The sequence below is a fragment of the Clostridium sp. chh4-2 genome, assembly GCF_002899675.1.
GTDB lineage: Bacteria > Bacillota > Clostridia > Lachnospirales > Lachnospiraceae > CHH4-2.
The window spans coordinates 160,855-176,522 of record NZ_PKUU01000002.1; the positions used below are offsets into that span (position 1 = coordinate 160,855).

Here is a 15,668-nt window from a genome sequence, read left to right on the forward strand (position 1 = left end):
AAATGCGGCTGTGAGGGCCGGTTTTGACAATAGATGGATTTTTCTATGATTCCCACAATTCGGCAAAATATTGTCCATTGGAGGATAAATATTTATGTTTGTGCCGGATAATATGAAATGTGCGCTGGATGTGAAAATCCGTATTCAATTCCACTAAAGTTCCGTCTTTCAGCATATCGGTCAGCAGATGACGGGAGAGAATGGTAGCTGAACTGCCGTTTTTTACCTGCTGAAAGATATTGGAATAATTGATGGTGGACCAGACGGGAGTGAGCTTTATACCGTTTTTTGCAGCCTCTCTGTTTAAGTGTTCCCTGGTTCCGGTGCCGTTTTCAGGGAGGCTTAAACCGGAATCGTTAAGCTGCTGCAATGACAGGGTTTCAGTTGAATTTTTTATTGAATAACGGGCTAAAGGGTGAAAAGGGGCGCATACGGCAACAAGGTCATCTTTGTGAAATGGGGTGGAGACTAGGGTGTCCAAATGGACGATTCCTTCGATTACTCCCAAATCCAGTTCGTTGACAGAGACTTTATCTTCCACATAACTGCTGTGGTTTTCTGTGATCTGTACTAATGTGTCAGGATATGCCTGATAGTACCGGTCCAGATAATTTTGAATAAAAGTTATTCCGATTCCAAGGCTGCACCCCACTTTCAGAACCGGGGAGACCGATTGGGACTGAAGATGGCTTTCTAACTGCTCCATGCTGAGCAGAACATTCTTTCCGTCTATCCACAGCTGCTTCCCGGCGGCGGTCAGATAGATCTGGCGGTCAATCCGGTCGAAAAGCCGGACATCATAGTGGCGTTCCAGTTCGCCAATCATTCTGCTCACCGCCGGCTGGGTCATATACAGCCGTTCGGCCGCTTTTGTCATGCTCATCTCTTCGCAAACGGTGCAAAAAACAGACATATGTTTTAAAGTCATAGATCATCCTTTCCATAGCAAAAATGATATGATACTAATGTAATTATATTATTTTACACATGAATATGCAAGTGCTATACTCTTTTTAGTGAAAAGATCAGTTCAGTCTCCGCAAAACAGTTATAGGAGGCCGAACCATTACAAAAAGGAGGATGGAAATGAAGGAAGGGTCCGTATCAAACAAATTAAAGGTATTATTCTGTTCTAATTTCATGATAAGCGCTTGTACCTTCGGCGGCGGCGGTGTCATCATACCCGTACTGCAGAAAAAATATGTGGAGGACTTAAAATGGATTGATGAAGATGAAATGATGGATATGATTGCCATCGCTCAATCGTCTCCGGGGATCATGGCGGTGAACACATCCATTATTATCGGTTACCGGACTGCCGGGATCAGAGGCGCTGTCTGTTCCATAGCAGGCAGCGTGCTGCCGCCCATGGTTATCTTATCGGTTATTTCTTTTATATATGAAGCGTTCTGCAGCAATTATGTGGTGGCGCTGCTGCTTAAAGGAATGGAAGCAGGGGTGGCGGCAGTGATGATTAATGTATCAATTAACATGTCGGCCAATGTGGTGAAACATAAGAATATTCTGAATGATATCCTGCTGGCGGCGGCCGTAATCGCATCGGTTTTCTTCGGCGTGCCGATTATCAAACTGATTCTCGTCTGCGCGGTCATCAGCATTGGGGCGGCTTTTATAAATGGATATAGGGAGAAAGTGAGGGGAGAAGCATGATTTATCTGCAGCTGTTTCAGACATTTTTTATTGTTGGATTATTTGGATTTGGCGGCGGTTATGGAGCAACCGCTTTGATGCAGGATTTGATTGTGACAGAGCGCGGCTGGCTGACGATGAAGGAATTTGCCGATGTGATCACCGTATCCGAGATGACGCCCGGCCCTATGGGCATCAATATTGCGTCTTTTGTGGGTGTACGGGTAGCTGGTATTGCGGGTACGGCAGTTTCAACCATGTCTTATGTACTGCCTTCCGCAGTGATTGTGATGGTGCTGGCCTGGTTTTATATGAAATACCGTCAGTTAAAGATGGTGCAGCAGGTGTTGAAGGGACTTCAGCCGGCTGTCTGCGCTTTGATCATATCCGCCGCCGTCCGTCTGGCCGTGAATGCGGTATGGGCCGGAGATATCAATTTTGATAAGACGAATTGGATTGCCGCAGCAATGTGCGCAGTGCTCTTAGTCATGCTCCGCAAAAAAAGGATTGCTCCTATACCGGCTATATTTGCCAGCGGGGTGGTTGGGGCGGTTTTATATGGAATTGGAGGAATGTAACGGTTGCTTTGCAGCCGGGATGAAGTGTCCGAGTACTTGTTTTTAATGCGTTAATTGGGTATAATAAATGGTATATTGAAAAAACTTGTTAAATCCATATAATAATTGAAAAGCGAGGGAATGAGTGTGTCAGAGGGGAATAACCAGGCGATGCGGAAAGATAAAAATATAGAAGCGTACCAGAAGGATGATTATACAATAAAGAACGTAGCTTCCTATATCAATAAAATCGACCAGTTTATCACTGCCCGTAAGAGTGAAGACTGCATTCTTGTATACAGAGGAGAATCCAAATGTTATGATACCTCCTGCCGTGCGAATATCTTCCGGCGGGGCGTTATGGATGGAAACCGTTTTTTCGAAAAAAGTTTATTCGATGCTATGAGGCAGGATTATCTGACCAATGACAAGCGGTATTTGGATAATGCGATTGACGCCCAGCACGGAGAATTTCCGAGCCGGCTGCTGGATGTTACTTATAATTGTCTTTCTGCCCTTTATTTTGCAGTGACACCGTATTACCATATGCCTGAAGATTCTTTGGACCACGAAGACGGCATGGTATTCATCTTTTTTATCGATGAGATTTTCAGTCCGAGCGCAAAAAACACCAATGATAACTACGATGCGATTATAAACCGGGATAAAAAATGGTTTGTGGATAAAATTATATTTGAAAAGAACCATAAATTCATTGACCATACAAAGCTGAACAAGAGAATTGTGGCCCAGCAGGGGGCTTTTATTCTGTTTCAGGGCAACGATGCGTCGGATCTGCCTGCATATATGACTTACGGAATCAGGATTCCTAAAGAGGCGAAACCATTGATCCGGAAAGAACTGAGGCGGATGTTCGGAATTCATACCGGAACAATTTATCCGGAAATCATGAATCTGGTGGACGATATCAGTGAAAAGAGCAAAAAACTGAATACGGAACCATTTTGCTGTTATCACGAGCTGACTTATGCGGTAAACAATCTGAAAAAAGAATTGGATTACTATATTGATTATATTCTTGATAAAAACAGGCAGCAAAAGGAAAAGCCGGATGAAGTGGAATTGGATCAGATGCTGATCTGTGTGGAAGCAGTAATCAATAGTTACAGGATCGGATTGTTGGATTTTGCGGATGATTTTTGTGAATACGAAAAGGATAAAGCGATAAGCAGGGATGAGATGAAAGAGATCATTGACAGATATAACCAGCTGGTAGGGGAGTTCACAAAGGAGCTCAGCCGATATGGTATCGAAGCATTTTCCGGCGTCCAGCTGCAGATTGCCATAGATTAAGGATTGAGAGGACAAAAGACAGATGAATGCGGCCATTATGGAGAATATGAAAATTGAGGTGCGAGGCGAATATATCAGAAATATTTTAATCAACCGGGATATTGACTGCGATGAACAATGGTGGGAGGAACGAGAGGCCAGAACTGAGATCAAAGAACTGGTTAATGCGGAAACATATAAGCTGAGCAATTCGGTCAAGATGAAAATCGAGTCGGAAGAAAAGTTTGTATTTCTGGCGTACAAGGAGTGTATAGACAGGGACAGGCTGCTGTCGGAAATTGTGGCAGAGGTTGATGAGATGGCACAGGGTTGCGAGGAGCCGCTTGGCTGCGTTCATTTGGTGTGCTTTGTGACCAATATGAAAAACCGGATTTTCCTGGAAAAGATATTTGCTTCAGAAGAAGGAAAGAAGATGAAGAAGCAGGTGCGGTCGATTACCGGCAATAAACGAGACCGTATAAACTGCACCTATATACTGGATCAGGAATTCAAAAAACAGGACATTAAGCTGGTAAATGTAAACAGATATGAACTGATTCAGATGCCGCCCATCAGAAGCCATATTAATTGGGAAGTGGACGCAGCAGGCAAAAAAGGGCGTAAGGGCTATGTGCTTTCAGTAGAACTGCGTCAGCTGGTGGAAATCTATGACAAGGTAGGAGACCGGCTTTTCAGCAGAAATGTCAGATATGGCCTCAGTGAGCAGCTGGGGGTGGATCAGGCGATTAAAGATACGCTGGAGCACAATCCCGAGCAATTCTGGTTTAAAAATAATGGTGTCACCATAATGGTGGAGCGCCGGGATTTCAAATTGGACCGGGTGGGAGAGATTTTGATTGAGGGCTTAAAGGAATATGGAAATTTACAGTTCTCCGTTATCAATGGCGCCCAAACGATCACTGCGGCCGCAGAATATTTTTACGGTCTGGAATATGAGCTGTCAGAGGCTGAAACTGAGGAAGATAAAAAGAAAATCAGAGAGAAGATAAACCGTTTGCAAGAGGCTAAGGTATTGCTTCGGATCATACATATTCCCCTGGATAATGGGAAAGAGGAAACAAAAATCAAAGGTTCAAGAGAAGTCAGTGAAATCAGTGTGGCTTTAAACCGTCAAAAACCTATCAAAGCCGAGGATATTGCCTTTGCATCTCCATTTGTGGAAAAACTTACCGAATTTTTGGATCAGGAGCGGAAGACTGGAAACGCAGGTTTCCGTTTGGTGAAACGGGGTGAGGACAGTAAATTTGAACACAGCATTAACTTAGTGGAATTTGCCAGGGCCAGAAAAGCCTGCTGCAGAGAGCCGGGAGCGGCCAGAAGCCAGGGAACCAATACACTGCTCAGTTTTGAAAATGTTATGTATGGGGAGTATCAGTTTAAGAATAAAGACATTTTCCCGGAGGAGTGGATGGATGCGGATTCTTCAAACGAGGCTGAAATATTTAGAAAATATTATGGAGCGGTAGACTTTGCGGTAAAGACAAGCCGTTTATATGAGAAACTTCAAAAGGATTTAAATTTTACCGATTTGAAGCGGCAGATTGTGATTCAAAATGGAAAATGGTATTTTACAGCTTATATCGTATTGCTGCTTAATTTCTTTAGCACAGACTATTCAGAGTTCGTGGATCATTTTGATGCGGTAAGCGGGTGTATGACGGAACTGATGGAATTATTTGCCGGGCAGGCTGCGGAACTGTCCAATGATTATCTGGAAGACGAGCATGAGTTTAATTCAAATCTCTTTAAAAAGAATGAATTTTTTAACTATATAGTAAATGAGGCAGACTGGTCTGGATTTGAGAAGCTGATAAATGATCATCTGAAAACGGGAGAAATCTCTTTCAGAGGCCCTTCGGCCAGTCAGGGGAAGAAACTCCTGAACCTGAAAGTCCGCCGTGTGAAGCTGGGGAATAACTCCTCAGAGGTAGTTGAAAGTACGGCTGATGCCATGGTGAAAACAGTTGAGTTTATCCTCATGAATCATTCTTATGACGACAGCGAAGTGACGGTATGGTGCGGCGGGTGGCTTAGCGATGACGAAGCTGCGGTTAATTTGAATGCCGGATATTTCCGGAGAAATAAGAAGATAGAAGTGAACGGGAATACTTACTGGGTCGGAACTTCTTCCAACAGCAGAAGAAAGTATGATCAGATCGAGGAATTATGCCGGTTAGTCGGGGTGGAACACGGGACGATAAAGTGGTACTCGAATATACAGAAATCCCCAATATTTGAGTGGTAAGAGCATTTGCAGGTATAAATTTATATCAATAAATCGAGATAAGGAGGATTAAGAAGATGGAAATCATTACGCTGCCCGTATTATTTGAAGGTGATGGCATGAAGTTTTATATCTACCCTGCTGTAATTAAAACGCAGGAGGAACTGATTCTTGTGGACACCGGTTACCCCATGTTTTTACCCATTCTGGAAGATGCCTTTCGGGAAAATGGTCTGGATATGCAGAAACTGAGCACCGTGGTGTTAACGCACCACGACCACGATCATATGGGCGCGGTAAAAGCTCTTGCCGGCAAATATCCTCATGTCAGGGTTGTATGTTCCGAAGTACAGATGCCGTATGTATTGGGCCAAAAGAAATCTCTTCGTTTAACAGATGCGGAGAATAAAGGCGCGGACGAAGATTTCATTCAGATGATAAAGAGCGTGGAATACTTGGATCAGGTGCAGCCGTTAAACGACCGTGATTCCATAGCCGAAGGAGTTTTGGCGATCGTGACGTCAGGCCACATGCCGGGCCATCTTTCCGTCTATGTGGAGCCGGAGAAAACCTTTATCAGCGGGGATGTGCTGGTGGTTGAAGACGGAAAGCTGGCTATCGCTTCGGAGCAGTTTGTGCTGGATAAGGAAAAGGAGATAGAGGCTTTGAAGGAGATCAGAGAGCTGGATATTGAGAAGGTGATCTGTTTCCATGGCGGGGAGTATGTAAGTGAGAATATGAAGGAAGATTTGGCGGGAATTATTGCGAAAGGGTATAATTAGTAATAAATTAAAGTAAAGGGTGAAGGCATTTCGCGAAATGCCTTCACCCTTTACTTTAATTTATTTTTGAATTCGCAGATCATCTCATTCGTCAGGCTGAAATCCTCATCATTGGCAATAATTTCATCCCGTTCCATCCACACTGCCAGGGAAAGTTCCTCTTCATCCATATGAAGCGTGTCATCCCCGTCCAACTCACAGAAAAATCCCATCAAAAGGGTGCTGGTCATAGCCCAGGGCTGGCTCTTATAATAGGTGATATTCTTCACCCGGATTCCGGTTTCCTCCATAACTTCCCGCCGCACGGTTTCCTCAATGGATTCCCCGATTTCCGTAAAACCTGCAACTAATGCGTAGTTGGTATATTCCCTGCCTGCGTACTTTGTCATCAACAGTTTGCTTCCATTGGTAACCGCCACGATTACGGCAGGATTGATTCTGGGATAGACCATGTTGGAACAATAGCTGCAGCGGAGCATCCGTTCCTTGTGGTCATGTTCTAAGGGCCGGCCGCAGCAGCCGCAGAAGCGGTTGGTCTGATACCAGCTGATGAGATGCAATGCCGTCAGCCCGGCAAAAGCCAGATACTTGGGTTTGAGGGAACGGAACAGGCTGCGGGAACTGTAATGAAATCCTTCCGGGGCAGTTATGTTCATTCCATCGATCCAGAAATAATCGATATCATCGATTGTGAACAAAAATATGGGCTTTTTGTCCTCGGGCGTGATCTGACTGTATTTGGGAAAAGAAAATTCCCCTTTATCTTCACGGACCAGCACGGCGCTGTCCTGGATGACAATGGCTGTGCTGTCCGGCTGTGGTTCCTTTTCTGCATATTCATTATGAAATATATGCGGTGCGATATCCTGTATCAAAGCTTGATCCTCCTTAAAGTCTTTTGTAGAAGCATAAACGCAGTTCTCATAAAACGTTATGTTCAATACTATCACAAAATCCGGGAAAATCCAAATGAGATTTTTAGTCATTGAAAATACCTCTCTTTTCCTGTATGATAGCAGAATAAATGTACTTTAATCCTAAGAGAAGGAGCAGAACATGCTGTCATTTCATACGCAGTACAGGCCTCTGACATCGCGGCCCTATCTGTCCAACCAAACCTATACGGAATATCCGCCGGGCCAGGCCTTAAAACCTTATATTGTCTGTTATTGGGAGGTGGCGGAGCCGGAAAATGGCGGGAATGTGCTGGTAATACCCGATACCTGTGTCGATCTTATCATCACCGTTAACCATACCAGGCAGAAGATCACAGGCAGGCTGTGCGGCATTCAGGATTTTTCGTATGTGACCGAGGAAATCAGGGAAAGGGGCGAGCGGATATCCAGCTTTGCGGTACGGTTTCATTTTTGGGCGGTTCATCTGTTTTTAAATCTGGATTTCAGGGAACTCTATAATCAGGTTCTGGATGTGGAATTAGTCAGGAAAGAGTGGCTGGATGTATTTGAACCATTTTTCTATGTACATGGGACGGAGGAGCGGATCAGAATTATTGAAAACTTTTTGATGTCCAGATTGGACAGCGGCCGCATCGATCCCAACCTTTTTAATTCCTTTCAGCAGATTCTGGGGTCATGCGGAACTCAGTCCGTTAAAGAGATATGCAGATACAGCTGTGTCAGCCAGCGGCAGTTGGAACGCCTGTTTTTGCAGCAGGTGGGGATTTCCATAAAAAGGACTTCCAGTCTGGTCCGGTATCAGAATGTGTGGAGAGATGTTATCCGGTCGGAACAGTTCGGGATTCAGGATGCGGTCTACCGGTATGGATATGCGGATCAGGCCCATCTTTTAAAAGAATTTAAACGTTTTCACGGAGTCACGCCGGAACAGGCGAAGAAGATTGCTCTGTCCAGCCGGTAGATGTCGTTTTTTTACAATACAGTTGATAACACCGCATGGTATATTGATATCCGGGATATGCTCGTCCCGGCCTCGGATCTGTGATAAGGCCGAAGAGAGCCATACAACATTATGCCGCAGACTGCGGCGGAAATGAGGTCATCATGAAAAAATTAGATCAGTCATCATACCGTGAAGTGAAAAACTGGATGCACCGCAATGCCAGACCTTTGGAATTAGCTCTGTGGCAGTATTATTTTGAAGAGGGAAGCAGAGAGAAGATCGCAGAGGAGTTATCTTATTATCAAAATGAAGACGGAGGGTTCGGAAACTGCCTGGAAGCGGACAGCTGGAATCCGGAATCCACTCCTTACGGCGTTTTAATTGCAGTTGGAATCCTGCGTGAAAACGGAGTATTTGATCCCAAGTCTCCTATGGTACAGGGGATTTTCCGGTATTTGGAAAGCGGCGTTTACAGCTCCGGTCAGGGATGGTTTTTCTGCATTCCATCCAATGATTTATATCCCCATGCACCGTGGTGGAGTTACAGTGAAGAAGCTAACGCCCTGCAGGGAATGGGCATAACGGCTGCGCTTTCAGGAACCATTCTTCATTATGCGGATCGGAATTCCAAGCTGTATCAAACAGCATTTGGATATGCAAAACAGATTCTAAACCAGGTGGACAACACGGAAGATTTTGGCGAAATGGGAGTCGGAGGAATTTTTTCTCTTGTGGGAGACATCGAACAGAGCGGCCTGGCATCCGAATTTGACTGCACAATTGCCAAACAAAAGCTTCCGGAACTGGTCAATAAGTCGATTGAACGTGACGTGAGCAAGTGGAGCGGATATTGTCCGAGACCGTCGGAATTCATTCCATCCCCCTACGCACCGGCTTATAAGGGAAATGAAGAGATTGTGGACAAGGAGCTGGACTATCTGATTGAAACCAGAAACCCGGGAGGCGTGTGGGATATTACATGGACCTGGTTTGATTTAACTGAGAAATACAGCAAGGAATTTGCCCTCAGTGAAAACTGGTGGAAGGCATCAAAAGCAATTGAAAAAATGAGATTTTTGAAAAATTTCGGAAGAATATCATAGAATTTTAATAAAGGCGGAACGTTGTATTAATTTTTTACAACTTTCCGCCCTATTTTTGTAACGAAATGATAAAATAAAGGATTAATAGAGGGAAAGGGGGAATGGAAGTGCACGATATGGACCGCATTTACAGAGAACATGCCCATATGGTTTATAAATATCTGCTGACGAAAACGGGAGACAGCGGCTGGGCGGAAGAGCTGACCCAGGAGACATTTTACCGGGCAGTCTATTCTCTCGAAACCTATAACGGAGAATGCAAAGTATCCACGTGGCTGTGCCAGATCGCCAAACATGTCTGGTTTCAGGATCTGGAAAAGAGGAACCGGCACAGGACAGAAGAACTGACAGAAAACCTTGTGTATAACGCACCGGATTCCGACGAGATGCTCCTGTATTCGGAACGGAAAATGGCGGTGATGAAGGCGCTGCACCGGATGAAAGAGCCTGTGAGGGAAGTGATGTATCTGAGGATTTTCGGCGAATTGAGCTTTAAGGAAATCGGCGAAGTGCTGGGGCAGAGTGAGACATGGGCCAGGGTCACATTTTACCGGGGCAAAAAAGGGTTGACGAAAGGAGAGATATTATGAGTCAGAGAATTGATTGCGATATCATTCAGGATCTGCTTCCGCTCTATGTGGAACATCTGGCTTCGGAAGCCAGCTGCCGCATGATAGAGGAACATCTGGAGAGCTGTGGCGACTGCCGCATTACCCTGGAGGAGATGAAAGCGCCGGTCCGGGAGGAGACGGAGGAAGAGAAACAGGAAATAGATTTTTTGAAAAAAATAAGAAAACGCCATAAACGGCTTATCACGGCAGTTACCGCCGTCAGCCTTCTGATGGCTGCTGTGGTATTTGGCATCGCGGTTAAGCTATTTGTGATCGGAAGTCCGGTAGACCCCAATTCCCTGTCTTATGAATGCAGCTATAATGAGGAGACGAAAGAACTGACCATTCATGGAACGATCGGCTACCGGATGACGGAATACAGCGGGCTGAAAGTGAAAAAAAGCCGCATTTACGGCAATACGCTGGATGTATCGGTGCTTGGCGCGGACCGGCTTTCCTACGATAAAAATTATGAAACCAATTTTACGGAAACGATAACGATACCGGGGGACGGAAACGACTGGCGCGTGGATTTTGTGGGCCCGGGTTATACCAGACGCAATATATGGAGTGAATTCAGGTTTGAAGATATGACGCCGGAAGAGATGGAAGAATTTTTGTATCCGGAAACACATGTGACTTCAGAACAGGTAAAGCTGATTACCAGTGACATGACAAGCGCCGATATCCAGGAACTGTTAGGTACCACGGCGGGGACACACCAGGACGGATCTTTGGAATATACGTTAACCTATATTGTGGATGAAGACTATCTGATCGAACTCATTTTTAATACATCGAAACCGGATCTGCCCTGTGGGAAAACGGGGGACGAGATTCTGGCGGGAAAGCGAAAAAAAGAGACGATGAAATACCGGATTGAGGGGGATACGCTCATCACGTTTCCAAAAGACTGAACCAAAAGAATGAAAAAAGGGCAGTTTTTGAAATAAACAGGAAAGTATGGTATGATGAAACAGAAATGAAGAAATTTAGAAACGGCAAATGCGGGAACAAGATACCGCATGCAGATTACAGGAGGGAATATCATGGGTGAACTGGCAAAGCTGCCTAATTTGGGGCCGGTTATCGAAGAACAGTTAATTCAGGTGGGAATCACGACTTATGAGCAGTTAAAAGAGACCGGGAGCAAGCAGGCCTGGCTGAAAATAAAGGCGATCGACAGTTCCGCCTGCATCCACCGCCTCCTTGCGATGGAAGGGGCGATACGGGGAATCAAGAAAACCCAGCTGCCGGAAGAAACGAAGGCGGAATTGAGAGAATTTTACCACGCCGCTAAGCAGTAAGGCGGCGCAGGCATTTGCGCGCTGGAAAAACAATTGATAATATGATAAAATAAAAAAGCAAAGATAAAAACACAGTCCCGGTAGGTAGTCCGGGCGCAGCGGTCAATATTAGTGAAAACGCTGTCAGTAACCCTCCTCCTGGTCGTCCGTTCTTTGTTCATTACTAATTAAGGAGGAATTATGAATGGACAAGTTAACGGAGTTAACGAAAGAATCAGTGATGCTGACCGTTTATTTTGAAGAGCCGTTTTGGGTTGGGGTGTTCCAGCGCATTTCAGGCGGAATGCTTTCGGCCTGTAAAGTAACTTTTGGCGCGGAGCCTAAAGATTACCAGGTCTATGAGGCGGTTCAAAAGAGATTTGATCAGCTGCGGTTCAGTCCGGCTGTGGAGACGGCTGTAAAAGAGATGAGCAGAAATCCCAAGAGGATTCAGCGGGAGGTTCACCGTCAAGTACGGGATACGGGGACGGGAACCAAGTCCCAGCAGGCATTAAAATTACAGCAGGAACAGGTTAAGACGGAGCGGGCGGTGTTCAGCCGTGAACAGAGAGACGCGTTCCGGCAGCAGCAGTTTCAGTTAAAACAGCAAAAAAAGAAAGAAAAGCATAGGGGCAGATAATGCCCCTGCTTTATTATGAAAAGAGGGAATTGGATATGACACAAGATGAAGTATATACGCTAAGGGCGATTGAACTGGCAAAACAGGCGGCGGAACATGGGAATGAGCCATTTGGAGCTCTGTTAGTAAAAGGCGATGAAATTATGATGGAAGGTGAAAACCAGATTTTTTCCCAGAATGAGCCCACATATCATGCGGAGCTGGGGCTGATCCGCAGATACTGCCACGAAACGGGAATCACGGATTTGTCAGAATATACCTTATATTCCAGCTGCGAACCCTGCTTTATGTGTTCCGGCGGAATTGTATGGGCTAAGGTGGGACGATTGGTGTACAGCGCTTATGATAAAGATTACTGTGATATCCGCGGTTTTAAAAGCAATGACTGCAGCGATCTGATATTTGAACTGAGCCCGGTGAGGCCGGAAGTGAAAAAGGGAGTGCTGCGGGAACTGGGAATCCAGGTTTTAAAAAATTATTTTAAGGATTGACAATTTTACGGCCAGATGATATTGTAGGTACAGAAATTGAGAGAGGGGTGCTTTTTTGTTAATTGTATTTGTTATGGAGAATAATTAATCTATGAAGATGGAAGACAGATGAGAGGGGATTCACTTGGAGTTCCTTTTGTTCGTGTACCATCAATCCATGACAGATGTGAGATAGCGAATTGAGATAAGCCTATGTGACATGCCCTGTTTATGGATGTCCATAGGTTTTTTATTTTCCATTTTTCATGCAGAAAACAGCGGAAGAAACCGCATCAGGACAGAACATGAATGAAAGGGAAATACAATGAACAAAACTTATGAGACCTTAGGTTATACGAATATTTTAAATCAGCTTGCAGAGTCTGCCAATTCCATGCAGGCAAAAGAGATGATCCGGGAGATGAAGCCGTTTTTGTCTGAATCGGAGCTCAGGAAAAATCTCAGGGATACCACTCAGGCCAGGAAGATGCTGGACCTTGCAGGCGTTCCGCCCATACCGTCCATGGACGGAGTGGAAGAGCTGATTCAAAAAGCGGTAAAAGGAGATATGCTGTATCCGGAAGATTTGGAGAAGATAGGATCGTTTCTGGCGGCAGTCAGGCGTTTAAGAGATTATCTGAAAAAGGGAATGGACCGGCAGATCGGAATCGCTTTTTACGGTGAAAATCTGACCGCTATGGAAGACGTGGAAGAAGAGATCGGAAGATCCATACGGGGAGGGAAGATCGACGATTACGCCTCCGGCGCCCTGAGGGCCATCCGCAGGGAACTGATGATGCTGGAAGAAAAGATCAAGACAAAGGCGGAAACCATTTTAAAGTCCCAGAAATCCTGTATGGCGGAAAATTTCATCGTAACACGGAACGGGCAGATATGCCTGCCGGTTAAAAAGGAATGCAAAGGAAAGATAAAAGGGATGGTGGTGGATCGGTCGGCAACCGGCTCCACACTGTTTATAGAGCCGGAGCAGGTCAGCCGTCTTAGAGAAGAATATGATATGGCCAAGCTGGAAGAAGACGGAGAAGAACGCAGAATTCTGTATGAACTCACCGGAATGGTGGCGGACCGGGAGGAAACGTGTTCGGAAAACATCAAGACAGTGATAAAGCTGGATTTTATGTTTGCAAAGGGCCGGATGAGCGCAGATATGAATGCGGTGGAGCCGTCAATCAATACGGAACGCCGGATCAGCATAAAAAAGGGCAGGCACCCAATGATAAAGAAAGAGGAATGCGTGCCGCTGGATTTTGAAATCGGAAAAAGGTCCAGGGGAGTGATAATTACCGGGCCGAACACGGGCGGCAAGACGGTATCCATAAAAACAGTGGGGCTTTTGAGCCTGATGGCAGGTTCCGGGCTTCACGTTCCCTGTGAAGAGGCGGATATCTGTATGAACTGCCAGGTGCTCTGCGATATCGGAGACGGGCAGAATATGGAAGACAATCTGTCCACATTTTCCGCCCATATCACCAGGATTCTGGAGATATTAAAAAGGGTGAATGGAGAGAGCCTGATTATATTGGATGAATTGGGTTCGGGAACCGATCCGACGGAGGGCATGGGAATTGCCATTGCCATACTGGAACAGCTGAGGCTGAGCGGATGCCTGTTTTTGGTAACCACCCATTATCCGGAAGTGAAATTATATGCGGAAAAGCATGAAGAGATCGTCAATGCCAGAATGGCCTTTGACCGGGAGAATTTAAAACCGCTTTACCGTTTGGAGATCGGGGAGACGGGAGAAAGCTGCGCTCTCTATATTGCTAAAAGGCTGGGAATGCCGGATGATATGATTGAAGCGGCGGCAAAGGCGGCTTATGGAAGTGAAGGGGAAGGCGCAGCGGAACAGGGACTTTTGGCCCGTTCGGATCAAAGCCGCCTGGAGAAGGTAAAGGTTGGGGGGATCAGGAAAATGGAAGTGAAAAAGGACATGGCGCCGCAGATCAGCCATTTTACCCGGGGAGACAGCGTGACCGTACTGCCTGACGGGAAAATCGGCATTGTGGTTAAAGAAGAGGATCAAAAGGGCAATGTCCTGGTTCAAATCCAAAAAGAAAAGATCCTGTATAACTATAAGAGGCTGAAATTAAAGGTCAAAGCCTCTGAACTTTATCCCGAAGATTATGATTTCTCCATCATCTTTGATACGGTGGAAAACAGAAAAGCAAGGCATAAGATGGGTAAAGGCCATCAGGAAGGCCTTGAAGTCACGGTCTGGGAATAATCAGCGGTTCATCTGTTCCTCCACAAGGGAGATGAAATCTGTAAAATAGGCCGGGAGATAGCTCCCTTTCCGGTAGACAACCGCAATGGGAAAGGAAACCTCCGGAGAACCCAGTTCAAAGCTGGCGATGGGCTTGTCATAGCGGAAATATTTGATATAGCTTTTATAGTTGAAGGAAACGCCGTAGCCTTCTGCGGTCATCTGGGCCGCGGTTTCCATATTTTCTATAATAAATGTCCATTTAGGGACGACGCCGGCCTGTAAAAGGGCGGCATCCGTGAAGGCGCGGATGGACTGGGCGGGATTCTGAAGAATGAAACGCTCTTCCTCTAAAAGCTTTGCATCCATCCAGGGATAATCATGTCCCTGGATTTTTTTTGCCTTTTCACAGGCCGGGTGATCATAAGGAAGGGACATGACCAGGCAGTCCTGATAGATGGGAATGATCTCCAGCTTTTCCTTATCAAAAAATCGGTTTGTAATGACCAGATCCAGATCCCCGGACAGCACCATATCTTCCATGATCTTACTGCTTGTTTCGGTCAGCAGGACTTCAATCCGGGGATAACGGCGGTGGAATTCGGTGATCACCGTGGGAAGCAGATAGGTGCTGCGGCGGCTGTGTATGCCAAGGCGCAGCCGTCCCGTATACCCGGCAATTAAATCGCTTAATTCCGCGTGAAACTGATGTTCCAGCACCAGCATCTGACGGGCATTTTTCAGATAGATCTCACCGGCATAGGTGGGGATGAAGCGCTTTCCGATCCGGTCAAACAGGCGCACGCCCATCCGCTCTTCCAGCCGGCTGATAAAGATGCTTAACGTGGGCTGGGTGATGAAAAGCTCGTCGGCCGCTTTGGTGATGCTTCCGTGCTTTGCCAGGGTTACCACATATTCCTGTTCTCTCAGATCCATAAAACCCTCCT

Annotated in this window: 16 protein-coding genes; 13 read left to right on the forward strand and 3 right to left on the reverse strand. The window is 45.8% G+C overall.

The genetic code is table 11. The annotated features are described in order from the left end of the window. Nucleotides 1-43: 43 nt before the first annotated feature. Entirely contained in the window at nt 44-928 is an 885-nt protein-coding gene (locus C0033_RS02595; RefSeq protein ID WP_103226306.1) for a LysR family transcriptional regulator, read from the reverse strand. Nucleotides 929-1,086: 158 nt separating this feature from the next. Here C0033_RS02595 and C0033_RS02600 point away from each other — a divergent pair, with 158 nt between their 5' ends. The 5 genes from C0033_RS02600 (at nt 1,087) to C0033_RS02620 (ending at nt 6,527) form a co-directional block, all read left to right on the forward strand. Then, on the forward strand, nt 1,087-1,671 hold the full coding sequence (locus C0033_RS02600) for a chromate transporter (RefSeq protein ID WP_103226307.1): 585 nt from the start codon (nt 1,087-1,089) through the stop codon (nt 1,669-1,671). Further along, complete coding sequence (locus C0033_RS02605; protein ID WP_103226308.1) at nt 1,668-2,228, forward strand: chromate transporter; 561 nt, start codon at nt 1,668-1,670, stop codon at nt 2,226-2,228. The genes C0033_RS02600 and C0033_RS02605 overlap by 4 nt, the downstream gene beginning before the upstream one ends. Nucleotides 2,229-2,348: 120 nt before the next feature. Then, nucleotides 2,349-3,521, forward strand: coding sequence for an FRG domain-containing protein (locus C0033_RS02610; protein ID WP_242984394.1), 1,173 nt, complete (start codon nt 2,349-2,351; stop codon nt 3,519-3,521). A gap of 37 nt (nt 3,522-3,558) precedes the next feature. After that, entirely contained in the window at nt 3,559-5,766 is a 2,208-nt protein-coding gene (locus C0033_RS02615) for an AIPR family protein (protein WP_103226467.1), read from the forward strand. Between the two features lie 56 nt (nt 5,767-5,822). Next, nucleotides 5,823-6,527: an MBL fold metallo-hydrolase gene (locus tag C0033_RS02620; RefSeq protein ID WP_103226309.1), complete on the forward strand. Its 705-nt coding sequence runs from the start codon at nt 5,823-5,825 to the stop codon at nt 6,525-6,527. Nucleotides 6,528-6,577: 50 nt separating this feature from the next. Here the strand turns inward: C0033_RS02620 and nudC are convergent, their stop codons facing one another. Continuing rightward, nucleotides 6,578-7,402: an NAD(+) diphosphatase gene (gene nudC / locus C0033_RS02625; protein ID WP_103226468.1), complete on the reverse strand. Its 825-nt coding sequence runs from the start codon at nt 7,400-7,402 to the stop codon at nt 6,578-6,580. Between the two features lie 181 nt (nt 7,403-7,583). Here nudC and C0033_RS02630 point away from each other — a divergent pair, with 181 nt between their 5' ends. From C0033_RS02630 to C0033_RS02665, 8 genes are all read left to right on the forward strand, one after another. Beyond that, nucleotides 7,584-8,405 carry an AraC family transcriptional regulator gene (locus C0033_RS02630; protein ID WP_103226310.1) on the forward strand — a complete coding sequence of 274 codons (822 nt, stop codon included), beginning with the start codon at nt 7,584-7,586 and terminating at the stop codon, nt 8,403-8,405. 143 nt (nt 8,406-8,548) lie between these two features. After that, nucleotides 8,549-9,490 carry a hypothetical protein gene (locus C0033_RS02635; protein ID WP_103226311.1) on the forward strand — a complete coding sequence of 314 codons (942 nt, stop codon included), beginning with the start codon at nt 8,549-8,551 and terminating at the stop codon, nt 9,488-9,490. Nucleotides 9,491-9,591: 101 nt separating this feature from the next. Then, nucleotides 9,592-10,080 carry a sigma-70 family RNA polymerase sigma factor gene (locus C0033_RS02640; RefSeq protein WP_347501015.1) on the forward strand — a complete coding sequence of 163 codons (489 nt, stop codon included), beginning with the start codon at nt 9,592-9,594 and terminating at the stop codon, nt 10,078-10,080. Next, nucleotides 10,077-11,018 (forward strand): zf-HC2 domain-containing protein, encoded by a 942-nt coding sequence (locus tag C0033_RS02645; RefSeq protein WP_180994531.1) that lies wholly within the window; start codon nt 10,077-10,079, stop codon nt 11,016-11,018. The genes C0033_RS02640 and C0033_RS02645 overlap by 4 nt, the downstream gene beginning before the upstream one ends. Before the next feature lie 132 nt (nt 11,019-11,150). Further along, nucleotides 11,151-11,408, forward strand: a complete 258-nt coding sequence (locus C0033_RS02650; protein ID WP_103226313.1) for a TfoX/Sxy family protein — start codon at nt 11,151-11,153, stop codon at nt 11,406-11,408. A gap of 184 nt (nt 11,409-11,592) precedes the next feature. Continuing rightward, nucleotides 11,593-12,027, forward strand: coding sequence for a YjdF family protein (locus C0033_RS02655; RefSeq protein WP_103226314.1), 435 nt, complete (start codon nt 11,593-11,595; stop codon nt 12,025-12,027). Between the two features lie 35 nt (nt 12,028-12,062). Then, nucleotides 12,063-12,518 (forward strand): nucleoside deaminase, encoded by a 456-nt coding sequence (locus C0033_RS02660; RefSeq protein WP_103226470.1) that lies wholly within the window; start codon nt 12,063-12,065, stop codon nt 12,516-12,518. Nucleotides 12,519-12,822: 304 nt separating this feature from the next. Further along, entirely contained in the window at nt 12,823-14,742 is a 1,920-nt protein-coding gene (locus C0033_RS02665; RefSeq protein WP_103226315.1) for a DNA mismatch repair protein MutS, read from the forward strand. On the opposite strand, the gene C0033_RS02670 is transcribed toward C0033_RS02665, so the two are convergent. After that, on the reverse strand, nt 14,743-15,657 hold the full coding sequence (locus C0033_RS02670) for a LysR family transcriptional regulator (RefSeq protein ID WP_103226316.1): 915 nt from the start codon (nt 15,655-15,657) through the stop codon (nt 14,743-14,745). Nucleotides 15,658-15,668 lie beyond the last annotated feature (11 nt).

Bases quoted from the DNA above. Each gene is read 5' to 3' on its own strand.
- C0033_RS02645 (WP_180994531.1), top strand. From the start codon at position 10,077: ATGAGTCAGAGAATTGATTGCGATATCATTCAGGATCTGCTTCCGCTC.
- C0033_RS02605 (WP_103226308.1), top strand. From the start codon at position 1,668: ATGATTTATCTGCAGCTGTTTCAGACATTTTTTATTGTTGGATTATTT.
- C0033_RS02655 (WP_103226314.1), top strand. From the start codon at position 11,593: ATGGACAAGTTAACGGAGTTAACGAAAGAATCAGTGATGCTGACCGTT.
- C0033_RS02635 (WP_103226311.1), top strand. From the start codon at position 8,549: ATGAAAAAATTAGATCAGTCATCATACCGTGAAGTGAAAAACTGGATG.
- C0033_RS02595 (WP_103226306.1), bottom strand. From the start codon at position 928: ATGACTTTAAAACATATGTCTGTTTTTTGCACCGTTTGCGAAGAGATG.
- C0033_RS02630 (WP_103226310.1), top strand. From the start codon at position 7,584: ATGCTGTCATTTCATACGCAGTACAGGCCTCTGACATCGCGGCCCTAT.
- C0033_RS02640 (WP_347501015.1), top strand. From the start codon at position 9,592: ATGGAAGTGCACGATATGGACCGCATTTACAGAGAACATGCCCATATG.
- C0033_RS02600 (WP_103226307.1), top strand. From the start codon at position 1,087: ATGAAGGAAGGGTCCGTATCAAACAAATTAAAGGTATTATTCTGTTCT.
- C0033_RS02615 (WP_103226467.1), top strand. From the start codon at position 3,559: ATGGAGAATATGAAAATTGAGGTGCGAGGCGAATATATCAGAAATATT.
- C0033_RS02610 (WP_242984394.1), top strand. From the start codon at position 2,349: ATGAGTGTGTCAGAGGGGAATAACCAGGCGATGCGGAAAGATAAAAAT.
- C0033_RS02670 (WP_103226316.1), bottom strand. From the start codon at position 15,657: ATGGATCTGAGAGAACAGGAATATGTGGTAACCCTGGCAAAGCACGGA.
- C0033_RS02665 (WP_103226315.1), top strand. From the start codon at position 12,823: ATGAACAAAACTTATGAGACCTTAGGTTATACGAATATTTTAAATCAG.
- C0033_RS02660 (WP_103226470.1), top strand. From the start codon at position 12,063: ATGACACAAGATGAAGTATATACGCTAAGGGCGATTGAACTGGCAAAA.
- C0033_RS02650 (WP_103226313.1), top strand. From the start codon at position 11,151: ATGGGTGAACTGGCAAAGCTGCCTAATTTGGGGCCGGTTATCGAAGAA.
- C0033_RS02620 (WP_103226309.1), top strand. From the start codon at position 5,823: ATGGAAATCATTACGCTGCCCGTATTATTTGAAGGTGATGGCATGAAG.